Raw genomic sequence first — 14,090 nt, forward strand, 5'->3', positions numbered from 1 at the left:
ATTGCCGGGTCAGAACAGGAAGTAACGCTGGGCCATCGGCAATGTCTCAGCCGGTTCACACCACAGCAAAACCCCATCGGCCTTGACCTGATAGGTCTGCGGATCGACGTCGATGTTCGGCAGGTAGTCGTTGTGGATCAGGTCGGTTTTCTGCACGTCGCGGCAACCTTTGACCACTGCGATTTTCTTCTTCAAACCCAGCGCTTCAGGCAAGCCTGCCTCCTGCGCCGCCTGACTGATGAAGGTCATGCTGGTGGCGTGCAGCGAACCGCCGAAGCTGGCGAACATCGGGCGGTAATGCACCGGTTGCGGTGTCGGAATCGAGGCATTGGCGTCGCCCATCAGGCTGGCCGCGATGGCACCGCCCTTGAGAATCAGCGTCGGTTTCACGCCAAAGAATGCTGGTCGCCAGAGCACCAGATCCGCCCATTTGCCCACTTCGACCGAACCTACTTCATGGCTGATGCCGTGGGTGATCGCCGGGTTGATGGTGTACTTGGCGATGTAGCGCTTGGCGCGGAAGTTGTCGTTGCCTTGACCATCGCCGGGCAGCGGCCCGCGCTGTTTTTTCATTTTGTCGGCGGTCTGCCAGGTGCGGGTGATGACTTCACCAACCCGCCCCATGGCCTGGCTGTCGGAGCTGATCATCGAGAACGCACCGAGGTCGTGGAGGATGTCTTCGGCGGCAATCGTCTCGCGGCGAATGCGGCTTTCGGCGAAGGCCACATCCTCGGCAATGCTTGGGTCGAGGTGATGGCAGACCATCAGCATGTCGAGGTGTTCGTCGATGGTGTTGCGGGTGAACGGCCGGGTCGGGTTGGTCGAACTCGGTAGCACGTTGGCAAAACCGCAGGCCTTGATGATGTCCGGCGCGTGACCGCCACCGGCACCTTCGGTGTGATAGGTGTGAATGGTGCGGCCCTTGAAGGCGGCGAGGGTGGTCTCGACGAAACCGGATTCGTTGAGGGTGTCGGTGTGGATCGCCACCTGCACGTCGAACCGGTCGGCCACGCTCAGGCAGTTGTCGATGCTCGCGGGTGTGGTGCCCCAGTCCTCATGCAACTTGAGGCCGATGGCACCGGCCTTGACCTGTTCGATCAACGGCTCCGGCAAGCTGGCGTTGCCCTTGCCGGTGAGGCCGATGTTCATCGGGAATGCGTCGGCGGCCTGAAGCATGCGCGCCAGGTGCCACGGCCCGGAGGTGCATGTGGTCGCATTGGTGCCGGTGGCCGGTCCGGTGCCGCCACCGATCATGGTGGTGATACCGCTCATCAATGCCTCTTCGATCTGCTGCGGGCAAATGAAGTGGATATGGGTGTCGATGCCGCCGGCGGTGAGGATCATGCCTTCGCCGGCGATGACTTCGGTGCTGGCGCCAATGGCGATGTTGACGTTGGGCTGGATGTCCGGATTGCCGGCTTTGCCGATCGCCGCGATGCGCCCGTCCTTGAGACCGACGTCTGCCTTCACGATACCCCAGTGATCGATGATCAGCGCGTTGGTGATCAGGGTGTCGACCACGTCAGCGGCCAGCAATTGGCTCTGACCCTGGCCGTCACGAATGACTTTACCGCCACCGAATTTCACTTCTTCGCCGTAGGTGGTGAAGTCCTGTTCCACTTCGATCCACAATTCGGTATCGGCCAGGCGCACCTTGTCACCGACGGTGGGACCGAACATGTCGGCGTAGGCTTGTCTTGAGATTTTCATGCGCTTGCCTTGGGGTTTAATTGGATTTGAGATCGTTCGCTGCGCTCACTATCGCGAGCAAGCTCGCTCCCACAGAGGAATGCGATCAACTGTGGGAGCGAGCTTGCTCGCGATGACGCCAGTGCGGCCGCAGCGTTACTTAAAGATCACCCATGATCCTGCCGGCAAACCCGAACACCCGACGATGCCCCGCCAGATCCACCAACTCCACCTCGCGACTCTGCCCCGGTTCGAAACGCACCGCCGTGCCGGCCGGGATGTTCAGGCGCATGCCGCGACTGGCGGCACGGTCGAACGCCAGGGCGTCGTTGGTTTCGAAAAAGTGATAATGCGAGCCGACCTGGATCGGCCGGTCACCACTGTTGGCCACCTTCAGGCTGATCGTGCGGCGGCCGACGTTGAGTTCGATGTCACCGGGCTGGATCTGGTATTCACCGGGAATCATCATTGGGCTCCTTGGAGAATCTTGTAATAAAGGGCGGTCGGTTTGTAGCGGCCGCTCGGGTCGCAGGCGTAGTCGGGGATTTCACCGGCGCGGGTATAGCCCAGCGATTGGTAGAAGGCTTCGGCGGGCGAACCGGCCTCGGTGTCGAGGTACAGCATGCCGCGCTTGTGTTGCAGGGCGGCCGCCTCCAGCGCGCTCATCAGTTGCTGGCCCAGACCGCGACGCCGGGCATGTTCGCGCACCAGCAGCTTTTGCACTTCGGCGCGGTTGAGGCCGTTGGCTTTCTGGCACAAGCCCAACTGCACGCTGGCCTGCACCTGTTCGTCCTTGACCACCACCCACAGCAACAGATTGCCCTTGTTCAGGTTGTCCTGGACCTCATCAAAATAGGCGTGTGCCTGGGTCGCATCGAGGCCGGCCATGAAGCCGACACTGGCCCCGTAGCCGACGGCGTCGAGCAGCAGGTCGATCAGGCCCTGACGATAGTGCGCAAAGCTTTCAACGTTGACGCGTCGCAGTTGGGCGGCGTTCATCGGGTATTACTCCTGGTTGATGCCTGGCGGCTGCGCGCCGGGGTTGAGGGTCAGTTGCATGAACGTCAGATCCAGCCAGCGGCCGAATTTGGTGCCGACCTGAGGCATTTGCCCGGTGGTGATGAAACCGATGCGCTCATGCAAGCGAATGGACGCGGCGTTACCGCTTTCGATGGCGGCGACCATCACGTGCTTGCCGCAGCCTTTGGCGCGCTCGACCAGCGCTTCCATCAGTTGTGGGCCGAGGCCGTTGCCGCGCTGGTCGCTGCGCACGTAGACCGAGTGCTCGACGGTGTGGCGGAAACCGTCGAAAGGTCGCCAGTCACCGAATGAGGCATAGCCCAGTACCGAATTTTCACCATCGACGATCACCAGAATCGGGTAAGCCTGGGATTGCCGGGCGCTGAACCATGCCTGGCGGTTGCCGAGGTCGACCGCCTGTTCATTCCAGATCGCCGTGGTGTTGAGCACGGCGTCGTTGTAGATGTCACAGATGGCCGGCAAGTCGGCATGCACGGCATCGCGGATGCGGTAAGTCATGGCGCGGCCTCAGGCGATGGGTTGGTGGACGGTGACCAGTTTGGTGCCATCGGGAAAGGTGGCCTCGACCTGGATTTCCGGGATCATTTCCGGGATGCCTTCCATCACTTGTTCACGAGTCAGCAGGGTGGTGCCCAGGTGCATCAGGTCGGCCACGGTCTGGCCGTCACGGGCGCCTTCGAGCAGGGCCGCGGAGATATAGGCCATGGTTTCCGGGTAATTGAGTTTCACGCCGCGCGCCAAACGCCGCTCGGCCACCAGGCCCGCGGTGAAGATCAGCAGCTTGTCTTTTTCGCGTGGGGTCAGGTCCATCGTAGACATCCATAATCGGCAGTTTAAAAGGTTAAATCTTGCAACCCATACGACTCCAGGAGCTGCATATTCAGGTGCTCCATATTCTCGGGGGGACCGCTTCGCGGCCAAGCAGAGCTGGCCTGAGCAATCGCCACAAATCAATCAGCCAGCCCCGCGCCAACAACGCCTCACTCGCCAGGCACCGTGCAACCAGCAACCCCGGCAACTGGGTCAAATCCCCGCGCACATCGTTGGGCAGCGATCGGCAGGACTCCAGCAGTTCGCTATCGATCTCACCCGTCACCAACAACGTGGCAAACACCGGCTGCCCGTCGAGCCCGATGGGCGAATCAAGTAAACCGTCCGCTCCGACAATGCGCTGACGTTCATGCCAGAGCAACTGGCCGTCGCGACGCACATCCAGTCGCGCCTGGAAATGCCCATGGTCGAAGCGCTCGCCACTGGCCGGACGGCCCAGGGCCACGACGTCCCAGTAGAACAGACGCGCATCGCCTTCAAGGTCGATGGCGGTGCTGAGTTCAGCCTGGGCCGCACTGAAAATGATCGTCTCCTGGGGCAGCCATTCCAGTGTCGCACCGGCCGCCACCTTCAACTTCAATTGCTGAAAGGCCGGGCCGGCAGCGCGATACCACTTGGCCGCGCCGGGGCTGGTGATTTGCGCCCAGGCATTGCCCTCGACGCTGGCAGAAATATTCAGTCGATCGCCGCCGGCAATTCCGCCGGGTGGGTGGACGATGATGTGCTGGCAGACTTCCGGCCCTTCGGCATACAGGTGCTTTTGTACCCGTAGCGGGCCTTTGTGCCGACGCTGGACCGGGCGCGTGGTGTTGTCGAATCGGGCGTAGCCCAGTTCCAGTTCGGCGTGCCAACTGGGGGTGAACAAAACGCCTGAAGCCGCGAGAGTCATAGTCAATGCTTGTCGAGAGGTCATCAGGATGTTTGCAAAGGCTGTGCCGCCAGACATTGCAGGCAGGATGAGGCTGTTGAGTGTTGCGGCGCACCAATAGCGTGCGAAATCGTAGCTTTGGCGCGACAAATTGGTGCCCTGTCAATAAAAGCGGACGGTGACGGCTCAGATGGTAACGAGCCCGCGTACGCCTTCCGCTTCCATGTTTTCTCCACGGCCCTGTTGCACGATCTCGCCCCGGGACATCACCAGGTATTGGTCAGCCAGTTCGGCGGCGAAATCGTAGAACTGCTCCACCAGCAGAATGGCCATGTCGCCCCGGGCCGCGAGTTTTTTGATCACGGCACCGATCTCCTTGATCACCGACGGCTGGATGCCTTCGGTGGGCTCGTCGAGGATCAGCAGGCGAGGGCGGCTGGCCAGCGCGCGGCCGATGGCCAGTTGCTGTTGCTGGCCGCCGGACAGATCGCCGCCGCGCCGCTGCTTCATTTGCAACAGCACCGGGAACAGCTCGTAGATAAACGCCGGGACTTCCCTGGCTTCGCTACCGGGAAACCGCGACAGCCCCATCAGCAGGTTCTCTTCCACGGTGAGGCGGCCGAAGATCTCCCGGCCCTGGGGTACGTAGGCAATGCCGGCATGCACGCGCTGGTGCGGCTTGAACGCGGTGATGGGGTTGCCCTCCCAGTTCACCGCGCCTTCCCTGGCCGGCAGCAGGCCCATCAGGCATTTGAGCAGGGTGGTCTTGCCCACGCCGTTGCGCCCGAGCAGACAGGTGACTTCGCCGACCTTCACGTCAAACGTCAGGCCGCGCAGGATGTGGCTTCCGCCGTAGTACTGGTGCAGTTTTTCGACTTGTAGCATTCTCAAATACTCCTCAATTCCCCTGTGGGAGCGGGCTTGCTCGCGAATGCGGACTGACATTCAACATTTGCATCGACGGACACACTGCTTTCGCGAGCAAGCCCGCTCCCACATTGGTATGTGTTTGCAGGTCTATCGACCGAGATAGACCTCGATCACCCGTTCGTTGTCCTGCACCTGCTCCAGTGAGCCCTCGGCTAGCACGCTGCCCTGATGCAACACGGTGACGTGGTCGGCAATCGAGCCGACGAAGCCCATGTCGTGTTCCACCACCATCAGCGAGTGCTTGCCGGCCAGGCGCTTGAACAGCTCGGCGGTGAACTCGGTTTCGGCGTCGGTCATGCCCGCCACCGGTTCATCGAGCAGCAGCAATTGCGGGTCCTGCATCAGCAGCATGCCGATCTCGAGGAACTGCTTCTGGCCGTGGGACAGCAAGCCGGCCGGGCGATTGACCGAACTGGTCAAGCGAATGGTATCCAGCACTTCGGCGATGCGGTCTTTCTGCTCGCCGCTCAAGCGCGCCCGCAAGCTGGCCCACACCGACTTGTCGGTTTTCTGCGCCAGTTCCAGGTTCTCGAACACGCTCAAGGCTTCGAACACCGTCGGCTTCTGGAACTTGCGCCCGATGCCGGCCTGGGCGATCTGCACTTCGCCCATCTGCGTCAGGTCCAGGGTTTCGCCGAACCAGGCTTTGCCGTGGCTGGGGCGGGTCTTGCCGGTGATCACGTCCATCAGCGTGGTCTTGCCTGCGCCATTGGGGCCGATGATGCAGCGCAGTTCGCCGACGCCGATGTACAGGTTCAAATCGTTCAGCGCCTTGAAGCCGTCGAAGCTGACGCTGATGTCTTCCAGGGTCAGGATGGTGCCGTGGCGTGTATTCAGGCCTTTGCCGGCGCGCTGGCCGAGACCGATGGCGTCGCGGCTGCTACCGGCGTCCTTGTTGGGTTCTACGGGGAAAAACGCCGGTTCGAGCATGAATTCAGCGGTTGCCGTGATTCTCATGATTCACCTCCTTTCTTCAGCAGACCGATCACGCCTTTGGGCAGGTACAGGGTCACGACAATGAACAGCGCGCCGAGGAAGAACAGCCAGTATTCGGGGAAGGCCACGGTGAACCAGCTCTTCATGCCGTTGACCACGCCGGCACCGAGCAACGGACCGATCAAGGTGCCGCGCCCGCCGAGAGCGACCCATACAGCCGCTTCGATCGAGTTGGTCGGCGACATCTCGCTCGGGTTGATGATGCCGACTTGCGGCACGTACAGCGCACCGGCCAGGCCACACAACACCGCGCTCAGCACCCAGACAAACAACTTGAACCCGCGCGGATCGTAGCCGCAGAACATCAGGCGGTTCTCCGCATCGCGCAACGCGGTCAGTACCCGACCGAACTTGCTCTGCGCCAGGCGCCAGCCGATGTACAGGCTCGCCACCAGCAACAGCACCGTGGCGAAAAACAGCACCGCGCGGGTGCCCGGTTCGGTGATGCTAAAGCCGAGAATGGTGCGGAAGTTGGTGAAGCCGTTGTTGCCGCCAAAACCGGTTTCGTTGCGGAAGAACAGCAACATGCCAGCGAAGGTCAGGGCCTGGGTCATGATCGAGAAATACACGCCCTTGATCCGCGAACGGAAGGCGAAGAAACCGAACACCAGCGCCAGCAACCCCGGCGCCAATACCACCAGGCACAGGGTCCAGAGGAAGCTACTGGTGCCGGTCCAGAACCACGGCATTTCAGTCCACGACAGGAACGTCATGAACGCCGGCAAGCCATCGCCCGAAGCCTGGCGCATCAGGTACATGCCCATGGCATAGCCGCCGAGGGCGAAGAACAGGCCGTGCCCCAGGGACAGCAGGCCGGCGTAGCCCCAGACTAGATCGAGCGCCAGGGCGACGATGGCGTAGCAGAGAATCTTGCCCACCAACGTCAGCGTATAGGCTGAAACATGCAGCGTGTTGTCCACCGGTAACAACGACAGCAGCGGTAACGCCAGCAACACAATGAGGATCACTGCGCCGATGGCAATCGAGACTTTGGGGCCGGCTTTTTGGGTCGCGGTAACGAGTAGGGGCTGGTTCATCAGTCGATCACCCGTCCTTTGAGTGCGAAGAGGCCTTGCGGACGTTTCTGGATGAACAGAATGATCAGCGCGAGGATGAGGATCTTGCCGAGTACCGCACCGATCTGCGGTTCGAGAATCTTGTTGGCTATCCCTAAGCCGAATGCCGCCAGCACGCTACCGGCCAACTGGCCGACACCACCGAGCACCACCACCAGGAACGAGTCGATGATGTAGCTCTGGCCGAGGTCCGGGCCGACGTTGCCGATCTGGCTCAGGGCCACGCCACCGAGGCCGGCGATGCCCGAGCCGAGACCGAAGGCGAGCATGTCCACGCGTCCGGTGGGCACGCCGCAGCAGGCGGCCATGTTGCGATTCTGGGTGACCGCTCGTACGTTCAGGCCCAGGCGTGTCTTGTTCAGCAGCAGCCAGGTCAGCACCACCACAAACAGCGCAAAGACAATGATGACGATGCGGTTGTACGGCAGCACGAGATTGGGCAGCACCTGAATCCCGCCCGACAGCCAGGCCGGGTTGGCCACTTCGACGTTCTGCGCGCCGAACAGCAACCGAACAAGCTGAATCAGCATCAGGCTGATGCCCCAGGTGGCGAGCAGGGTTTCCAGTGGTCGGCCATAAAGGTGGCGAATCACCGTGCGCTCCAGCGCCATGCCGATGGCGGCGGTGACGAAAAATGCCACGGGTAGCGCGATCAATGGATAGAACTCGATGGCCTGCGGAGCGAAGCGCTGGAACATCAGTTGCACCACATAGGTCGAGTAGGCGCCGAGCATCAGCATCTCGCCGTGAGCCATGTTGATCACGCCGAGCAGACCAAAGGTGATCGCAAGGCCCAGTGCCGCGAGCAGCAGGATCGAACCGAGGGACATGCCGCTGAACGCCTGGCCCAGCATCTCGCCGACCAGCAGTTTGCGCTTGACCTGGGCGAGGCTGGTTTCAGCGGCGGTGCGCACCATCGCATCGGTTTCAACGCCCGGCTCCAGCAGGCTTTCGAGGCGGGTGCGGGCCAGCGGATCGCCGGTTTCGCCGAGCAGGCGCACGGCAGCGAGGCGCACGGCCGGATCGCTGTCGACCAGTTGCAGATTGGCCAGGGCCAGGCTGAGGGCTGCGTGGACGCCTTCATCCGTTTCACCCGCCAGTTGCTGGTCGAGAAATTTCAACTGCGCCGGTTTGGCACTCTTCTGCAATTGCTGCGCGGCGGCCAGACGGATTTTGGCGTCGGCGGCGAGCAACTGATGACTGGCCAGGGCCGAGTCGATCAGACCCCGCAGGCGGTTGTTCAGGCGCAGGGTTTTCGGTTGCCCGTCGATGGTCAGTTCGCCTTGTTGCAGGGCATCGATCAACTCGATACGGGCCGGATCGGGCTGCGCGGCCCAGGCTTCCAGAAGTTTGGCTTGCTGCACGGGATTGGCGGCGACGAAGTCTTCGGCGTCGCCGGCGTGGGTGGCCATCGGCAGCAAGAGTGCGATGGCGAGGATGAGGCGGTAAAGGGCGGTGGGCATAGTAAGTCGCCTTGACGCGGACATTGTGGGAGCTGGCTTGCCAGCGATGCAGGCGACTCGATGTATTTGCTGCACCGAGGCGATGCCATCGCAGGCAAGCCAGCTCCCACAGGGATTTGTGTCGGCCTGAGACAAAGTGCCCGGGCCCGACATCCTGTGGCTTAGTTGCTCTTCACCGCATACTCCGGCTTCTTGTCGTTGCCCTGGATGAACGGGCTCCACGGTTGGGCGCGGATCGGTCCTTCGGTCTGCCACACCACGTTGAACTGACCGTCAGACTGGATCTCACCGATCATCACCGGCTTGTGCAGGTGGTGATTGGTCTTGTCCATGGTCAGCGTGTAACCGGACGGCGCAGCAAAGGTCTGGCCGGCCAGGGCTTCGCGGACTTTGTCGACCTCGGTGGATTTGGCTTTTTCGGCGGCTTGCGCCCACATGTGGATGCCGACATAGGTGGCTTCCATCGGGTCGTTGGTCACCGCTTTGTCGGCGCCCGGCAGGTTGTGTTTCTTGGCGTAGGCTTTCCAGTCTTCGACGAACTTCTTGTTCACCGGGTTCTCGACCGATTCGAAGTAGTTCCACGCGGCGAGGTTGCCCACCAGTGGCTTGGTGTCGATGCCGCGCAGTTCTTCTTCGCCGACCGAGAACGCCACGACCGGAACGTCGGTGGCTTTCAGGCCCTGGTTGGCCAGTTCTTTGTAGAACGGCACGTTGGAGTCGCCGTTGACGGTGGAGATGACGGCGGTCTTGCCGCCCGCCGAGAACTTCTTGATGTTGGCGACGATGGTCTGGTAGTCGCTGTGACCGAAGGGGGTGTAGACCTCTTCGATGTCCTTGTCGGCCACACCTTTGGAATGCAGGAACGAGCGCAGGATCTTGTTGGTGGTGCGCGGGTAGACGTAGTCGGTGCCGAGCAGGAAGTAGCGTTTGGCGCTGCCGCCTTCTTCGCTCATCAGGTATTCAACGGCGGGGATCGCCTGCTGGTTCGGCGCGGCGCCGGTGTAGAACACGTTCGGCGACATTTCTTCGCCTTCGTACTGCACCGGGTAGAACAGCAGGCCATTGAGCTCTTCGAACACCGGCAGTACCGATTTGCGCGACACCGAAGTCCAGCAGCCGAACACCACGGCGACTTTGTCCTGGGTCAGCAACTGACGACCCTTTTCGGCGAACAGCGGCCAGTTCGACGCCGGGTCGACCACCACCGGTTCCAGCATCCTGCCGTTCACGCCACCCTTGGCGTTGATCTCGTCGATGGTCATCAGCGCCATGTCTTTCAACGACGTTTCGGAGATCGCCATGGTCCCGGACAACGAATGCAGAATACCGACCTTGATGGTCTCGGCGGCCTGGACGGTCCAGGTCATGCCCATTGCGGCAATGGATGCCGAGAGAGTGAAAGCCTTGATCAAACTGCGACGCTTCATTGTGCGATCTCCATGAACTTATGAGTTTTCTTGGTTGGCAGATGCGGACTACTGAAGGGTCTTTAGCAAGGGCTGTGCCCGGTCGGGGAAAGGTACGGGAATGGCGTTTTAGAGCGGTTGTGCGGATTGATGGCGCACCAGGAAGGATCGCGGCAGGCGTGTTGGTGCGAAGCGTTGCGCCAGATTGGGGCGGGCAGCATCGATCAATTGTGGGAGCGGGCTTGCTCGCGAAAGCGTCAGGTCAGTCGATTACAGTGTCGACTGATCCACTGCTTTCGCGAGCAAGCCCGCTCCCACAAAGTCAGCGGCGCATCAACTCAGCTTTTGATGCAGGTTTCAAAACCATGTCCGCCACCTTCGTACTCCGGGCCGTAGTAGTACTTGGTGAATGAAGTTTTTCCGTCAGGCGTGGAAGCGATGTTCGCTATTCCGACACCGTAGTCCTTATGCGACGGATCCGTATGGGCAAAGTAAATCGCCAGGGAATTCAAGCTGGCGGCGGCAAACCCGTCATACCGGGAGTTGTCGAGGAGCGTCAGGGTAAAACCGTAGGCGCCATGTTCGCCGGTACTTTGTTCGGCATTGAGTTTCATGTCGACAACACCTTCAAACGCACCGATATGGCTGTCCATCCCGGTGCATTGATATCGGCCGCTGTAGTCAACGCCAGTAAAGGGGGGCTTGGCTGCCCATGCAGGCGTTGAAACAAGTGCGATGGATATGATGAGTTTTTTGAACATGTTTACCTCTTTCCGCTCTTGTAAGAGTTGTGACGATTAAGGTGTAGGAATAATCATCATTGAAGTGCGCGAGTGTTTTTATTATTCAACTCGCGGGGGCGGAGTATGAGCGTGGTAATGGATTTGTTAAGTGCTAACTCAATACGAGGTTTTTCCAGACATCCATGCAGTTTTGAAGTTTTTTTTAATTAAACATGGCGTTAACGACGTCGCATCAAGCCGATGAAGAACAACCCGCCAATCGCCGCCGTGGCCACCCCGATGGGCAAGTCTTCGGGCGCGATCATCGTCCGGGCGGCGACGTCGACCCAGACCAGAAACACGCTGCCGAGCAACACGCACACCGGCAGCACCCTTCGGTGTTCAGCCCCGACCAGACGCCGTGCGATGTGCGGCACCATCAGTCCGACAAAACCGATCGAGCCGCTGATCGACACCAGCACCCCGGTCATCAGCGATGCAATCAGAAATACCCGCAGGCGCACGGTGCGCGCATTCAGGCCCAGGGTCACTGCCGTCTGCTCACCGGCCATCAGCGCATTCAACGGTCGCGCCATGCCCAGCAGCAAAACCAGCCCGAACAACACACTGGCGGTCGGTACCGCCAGCAATTCCCAGCGCGCCAGCCCGAGTCCGCCGAGCATCCAGAACATCACCGCCGAACTGGCTCGGTGGTCGCCCAGGAACAGCAACAAATTGGCGATCGCCATCATCACGAACGACACCGCCACGCCGCACAACAACAATCGATCACTGTCGAGGCGACCGTGGCGGCTGGCGATCATCAGCACCACCAGCATGCTCAGCAATGCACCGATGAAGGCTGCGATCGGCAGGGTCAGCAGGCCAACGATTTCTCCGACATGCAACACCACGATCACCGCGCCCAACGTCGCGCCGGACGTGACGCCGAGTAAATGCGGGTCAGCCAGCGGATTGCGCGTCACCGCTTGCAGCACGGCGCCGATCAAAGCCAGCCCGGCGCCCACGAGTGCGCCGAGCAGCATGCGCGGCACGCGGATCAGCCAGACGATATGTTCCTGCCCGGGGTTCCAGTCCGGTACACCGAAGCCGAACAGTTTGTGCAACAGAATGCGCCACACCACGTCCAGCGGTACCCGCGCCGGGCCGAAACCCAGGGACACCACGCACGACACCAGCAACAGCGCACCGAGGGCGATCAGCAACAGGACGTAGCGACGGTTGATCATTCGCCGTGGAAACCCTTGGCCAGGGTAGCGACCGCCAGCACGTTATCGATCCCCGGCGTGGCCTGCACGTAGGGGATGACGATGAAGCGCCGGTGCTTGATCGCTTCCACCGATTGCAGGGCCTTGTTTGCCAGCAGGAACTGAATCTTCTGTTCGGCGGTGATTTCGCTGTAGTCGACGATCACGATCACCTGCGGGTTGTGTTCGACCACGCTTTCCCAATTGACCCGGGTCCAGCTTGCCTCGACATCCTCCAGGATGTTGCGCCCGCCAGCGGCGTCGATCAGTGCTTGCGGCATGCCCAGTCGGCCTGAGGTCATGGCCCGGTCTTCGCCGCTGTCGTACAGGAAGACCCGCGGTCTTTGCGCGGGCAGGGTTTTGCGAATGTCCGCCACTTGCGCCTGCATGTGGGCGACCAGGGCGTTGGCGCGGTCCTGCACGTCGAAGATCCTGCCGAGGTTGCGCAGGTCGTTGTAGGTGTCTTCGAGGCTGGCCGGTGGGCGCTTCATCACGAAGGCGCAGGATTCGCTCAGCTCATACACATTGATGCCCAGCGGCTGCAGGGTTTGCGGAGTGAGATCGCCGCCCACGCGCATGCCGTAGTCCCAGCCTGCGAAGAGGAAATCGACGTTGGCATCGAGCAGGGTTTCCACCGACGGGTACTTGGCCGCCAGTTCCGGCAGACCGTCGAGCAGCGACTGCATGTCGGGTGTCACGGCCTTCCAGCCACTGACGCCGCTGTAGCCGGCCATTCGTGGTTTGAGGCCGAGGGCGAGCATCATCTGGGTCATGTTGATGTCGTGGCTGAGGGCATGTTGCGGTGCTTGCGTGAAGGTCACTTCGCGGTTGCAGCTTTTGACTGTCAGCGGGTAATGGGTGGCTTCGGCCAAGGCCTGGGCGCTGATCGACAGCATCACGAGGCAGAGGCCGGAGCGCAGCAGGGAACGCAAATTCATGGTTGGGTTATCCAGGTGATTCGTGGGTAGCCGTGCAGCGGATGGTCATCGATAAGCGCGTCGACGCCAAACACATTGCGCAGCAGGGCGGTGGTGAGCACCTCTTGCGGCGTGCCGCTGGCGACGATGCGGCCATGGTTGATCACGTACAGCCGATCACAAAAAGCCGCCGCCAGGTTGAGGTCGTGGATGCTCGCCAGGGTGCCGATGTTCAGGTGCTTGACCAACTTCAACAGCTCAAGCTGATAGCGTGGGTCGAGGTGGTTGGTCGGCTCGTCGAGGATCAGCAGTTGCGGTTGCTGGGCCAGGGCTCGGGCGAGGATAACCCGCTGTTTTTCACCGCCTGAGAGGGTGGCGAACTCATGGTCATCGAAGCCCTTGAGGCCGACGGACTCCAGCGCCTGATGAATGAGTGTCGAGTCCTCGAGCGAGTCGCCATCGAACAGGCCTTTGTGCGGCGTGCGGCCCATGGCGACCACTTCCTCGACGGTCAGGCCGAAGGCGTCGGGGAACTCCTGCAAGACCACGGCGATGCGTTGCGCACACCAGCGTGAAGACTGTTTCCAGACATTCTGGTGATCGAGCCTGACCTCGCCGTGCTCCGGTTTACTGAAGCGCCAGGCACAACGCAACAGGCTGGTCTTGCCACTGCCGTTGGGGCCGATCAACCCGACGAACTCACCCGCGGCCACGTGCACGGAGGCATCACGCAGCTGGAATTGATGGTGGCAATGGCCGTGGCCCAGGGGCGTCCAGGAAATGTTTGCGAGGTTCAGCGAGGTCATGCAAATGCTCTTGGTACATCGGTGGTGCGGCTGACCCCATCGCGAGCAGGCTCGCTCCCACATTGGAACAGGGTCAA

At 61.2% G+C, this 14,090-nt stretch carries 15 protein-coding genes; all 15 read right to left on the bottom strand.

All coding sequences use genetic code 11. From position 1 onward, the window contains the following. Window positions 1–9: 9 nt before the first annotated feature. The 15 genes from ureC to PPUTUW4_RS02670 all read right to left on the bottom strand — a co-directional run bounded on the left by ureC (window position 10) and on the right by PPUTUW4_RS02670 (window position 14,013). The gene (gene ureC / locus PPUTUW4_RS02600) at window positions 10–1,710 is read right to left on the bottom strand and encodes an urease subunit alpha (RefSeq protein WP_015093268.1); all 1,701 of its coding nucleotides are present in this window, start codon (window positions 1,708–1,710) and stop codon (window positions 10–12) included. A gap of 139 nt (window positions 1,711–1,849) precedes the next feature. Continuing rightward, entirely contained in the window at window positions 1,850–2,155 is a 306-nt protein-coding gene (locus PPUTUW4_RS02605) for an urease subunit beta (RefSeq protein WP_007979653.1), read from the bottom strand. Beyond that, complete coding sequence (locus PPUTUW4_RS02610) at window positions 2,155–2,688, bottom strand: GNAT family N-acetyltransferase (protein WP_015093269.1); 534 nt, start codon at window positions 2,686–2,688, stop codon at window positions 2,155–2,157. Before PPUTUW4_RS02610 ends, PPUTUW4_RS02605 begins: the two co-directional genes overlap by 1 nt. 6 nt (window positions 2,689–2,694) lie before the next feature. Further along, window positions 2,695–3,228: a GNAT family N-acetyltransferase gene (locus PPUTUW4_RS02615; protein ID WP_015093270.1), complete on the bottom strand. Its 534-nt coding sequence runs from the start codon at window positions 3,226–3,228 to the stop codon at window positions 2,695–2,697. A 9-nt stretch (window positions 3,229–3,237) separates the two neighbouring features. Continuing rightward, window positions 3,238–3,540 (bottom strand): urease subunit gamma, encoded by a 303-nt coding sequence (locus PPUTUW4_RS02620; RefSeq protein ID WP_015093271.1) that lies wholly within the window; start codon window positions 3,538–3,540, stop codon window positions 3,238–3,240. Window positions 3,541–3,610: 70 nt separating this feature from the next. Next, the gene (locus PPUTUW4_RS02625; protein WP_015093272.1) at window positions 3,611–4,450 is read right to left on the bottom strand and encodes an urease accessory protein UreD; all 840 of its coding nucleotides are present in this window, start codon (window positions 4,448–4,450) and stop codon (window positions 3,611–3,613) included. A 165-nt stretch (window positions 4,451–4,615) separates the two neighbouring features. Then, window positions 4,616–5,314, bottom strand: coding sequence for an urea ABC transporter ATP-binding subunit UrtE (gene urtE / locus PPUTUW4_RS02630; RefSeq protein WP_015093273.1), 699 nt, complete (start codon window positions 5,312–5,314; stop codon window positions 4,616–4,618). Between the two features lie 132 nt (window positions 5,315–5,446). Then, the gene (gene urtD, locus PPUTUW4_RS02635; RefSeq protein WP_015093274.1) at window positions 5,447–6,316 is read right to left on the bottom strand and encodes an urea ABC transporter ATP-binding protein UrtD; all 870 of its coding nucleotides are present in this window, start codon (window positions 6,314–6,316) and stop codon (window positions 5,447–5,449) included. Continuing rightward, window positions 6,313–7,392 (bottom strand): urea ABC transporter permease subunit UrtC, encoded by a 1,080-nt coding sequence (urtC, locus tag PPUTUW4_RS02640; protein ID WP_015093275.1) that lies wholly within the window; start codon window positions 7,390–7,392, stop codon window positions 6,313–6,315. The genes urtD and urtC overlap by 4 nt, the downstream gene beginning before the upstream one ends. Next, window positions 7,392–8,894 carry an urea ABC transporter permease subunit UrtB gene (gene urtB, locus PPUTUW4_RS02645; protein WP_015093276.1) on the bottom strand — a complete coding sequence of 501 codons (1,503 nt, stop codon included), beginning with the start codon at window positions 8,892–8,894 and terminating at the stop codon, window positions 7,392–7,394. The genes urtC and urtB overlap by 1 nt, the downstream gene beginning before the upstream one ends. A gap of 161 nt (window positions 8,895–9,055) precedes the next feature. Further along, complete coding sequence (urtA, locus tag PPUTUW4_RS02650; protein WP_015093277.1) at window positions 9,056–10,321, bottom strand: urea ABC transporter substrate-binding protein; 1,266 nt, start codon at window positions 10,319–10,321, stop codon at window positions 9,056–9,058. 317 nt (window positions 10,322–10,638) lie between these two features. Continuing rightward, window positions 10,639–11,061 (bottom strand): hypothetical protein, encoded by a 423-nt coding sequence (locus tag PPUTUW4_RS02655; protein ID WP_015093278.1) that lies wholly within the window; start codon window positions 11,059–11,061, stop codon window positions 10,639–10,641. A 200-nt stretch (window positions 11,062–11,261) separates the two neighbouring features. Next, a complete protein-coding gene (locus tag PPUTUW4_RS02660) occupies window positions 11,262–12,272 on the bottom strand; it encodes an iron ABC transporter permease (protein ID WP_015093279.1) in 1,011 nt (336 codons plus the stop codon). Further along, on the bottom strand, window positions 12,269–13,228 hold the full coding sequence (locus PPUTUW4_RS02665; protein WP_015093280.1) for an ABC transporter substrate-binding protein: 960 nt from the start codon (window positions 13,226–13,228) through the stop codon (window positions 12,269–12,271). The genes PPUTUW4_RS02660 and PPUTUW4_RS02665 overlap by 4 nt, the downstream gene beginning before the upstream one ends. Then, window positions 13,225–14,013 (bottom strand): ABC transporter ATP-binding protein, encoded by a 789-nt coding sequence (locus PPUTUW4_RS02670; RefSeq protein WP_015093281.1) that lies wholly within the window; start codon window positions 14,011–14,013, stop codon window positions 13,225–13,227. Before PPUTUW4_RS02670 ends, PPUTUW4_RS02665 begins: the two co-directional genes overlap by 4 nt. Between the last annotated feature and the right edge of the window lie 77 nt (window positions 14,014–14,090).

Source organism: Pseudomonas sp. UW4 (assembly GCF_000316175.1).
Lineage (GTDB): Bacteria > Pseudomonadota > Gammaproteobacteria > Pseudomonadales > Pseudomonadaceae > Aquipseudomonas > Aquipseudomonas laurylsulfatiphila.

Excerpts from the sequence above, each read along its gene's own strand:
- ureC (WP_015093268.1), bottom strand. The coding sequence starts at position 1,710 with ATGAAAATCTCAAGACAAGCCTACGCCGACATGTTCGGTCCCACCGTC.
- PPUTUW4_RS02605 (WP_007979653.1), bottom strand. The coding sequence starts at position 2,155 with ATGATTCCCGGTGAATACCAGATCCAGCCCGGTGACATCGAACTCAAC.
- PPUTUW4_RS02610 (WP_015093269.1), bottom strand. The coding sequence starts at position 2,688 with ATGAACGCCGCCCAACTGCGACGCGTCAACGTTGAAAGCTTTGCGCAC.
- PPUTUW4_RS02615 (WP_015093270.1), bottom strand. The coding sequence starts at position 3,228 with ATGACTTACCGCATCCGCGATGCCGTGCATGCCGACTTGCCGGCCATC.
- PPUTUW4_RS02620 (WP_015093271.1), bottom strand. The coding sequence starts at position 3,540 with ATGGACCTGACCCCACGCGAAAAAGACAAGCTGCTGATCTTCACCGCG.
- PPUTUW4_RS02625 (WP_015093272.1), bottom strand. The coding sequence starts at position 4,450 with ATGACTCTCGCGGCTTCAGGCGTTTTGTTCACCCCCAGTTGGCACGCC.
- urtE (WP_015093273.1), bottom strand. The coding sequence starts at position 5,314 with ATGCTACAAGTCGAAAAACTGCACCAGTACTACGGCGGAAGCCACATC.
- urtD (WP_015093274.1), bottom strand. The coding sequence starts at position 6,316 with ATGAGAATCACGGCAACCGCTGAATTCATGCTCGAACCGGCGTTTTTC.
- urtC (WP_015093275.1), bottom strand. The coding sequence starts at position 7,392 with ATGAACCAGCCCCTACTCGTTACCGCGACCCAAAAAGCCGGCCCCAAA.
- urtB (WP_015093276.1), bottom strand. The coding sequence starts at position 8,894 with ATGCCCACCGCCCTTTACCGCCTCATCCTCGCCATCGCACTCTTGCTG.
- urtA (WP_015093277.1), bottom strand. The coding sequence starts at position 10,321 with ATGAAGCGTCGCAGTTTGATCAAGGCTTTCACTCTCTCGGCATCCATT.
- PPUTUW4_RS02655 (WP_015093278.1), bottom strand. The coding sequence starts at position 11,061 with ATGTTCAAAAAACTCATCATATCCATCGCACTTGTTTCAACGCCTGCA.
- PPUTUW4_RS02660 (WP_015093279.1), bottom strand. The coding sequence starts at position 12,272 with ATGATCAACCGTCGCTACGTCCTGTTGCTGATCGCCCTCGGTGCGCTG.
- PPUTUW4_RS02665 (WP_015093280.1), bottom strand. The coding sequence starts at position 13,228 with ATGAATTTGCGTTCCCTGCTGCGCTCCGGCCTCTGCCTCGTGATGCTG.
- PPUTUW4_RS02670 (WP_015093281.1), bottom strand. The coding sequence starts at position 14,013 with ATGACCTCGCTGAACCTCGCAAACATTTCCTGGACGCCCCTGGGCCAC.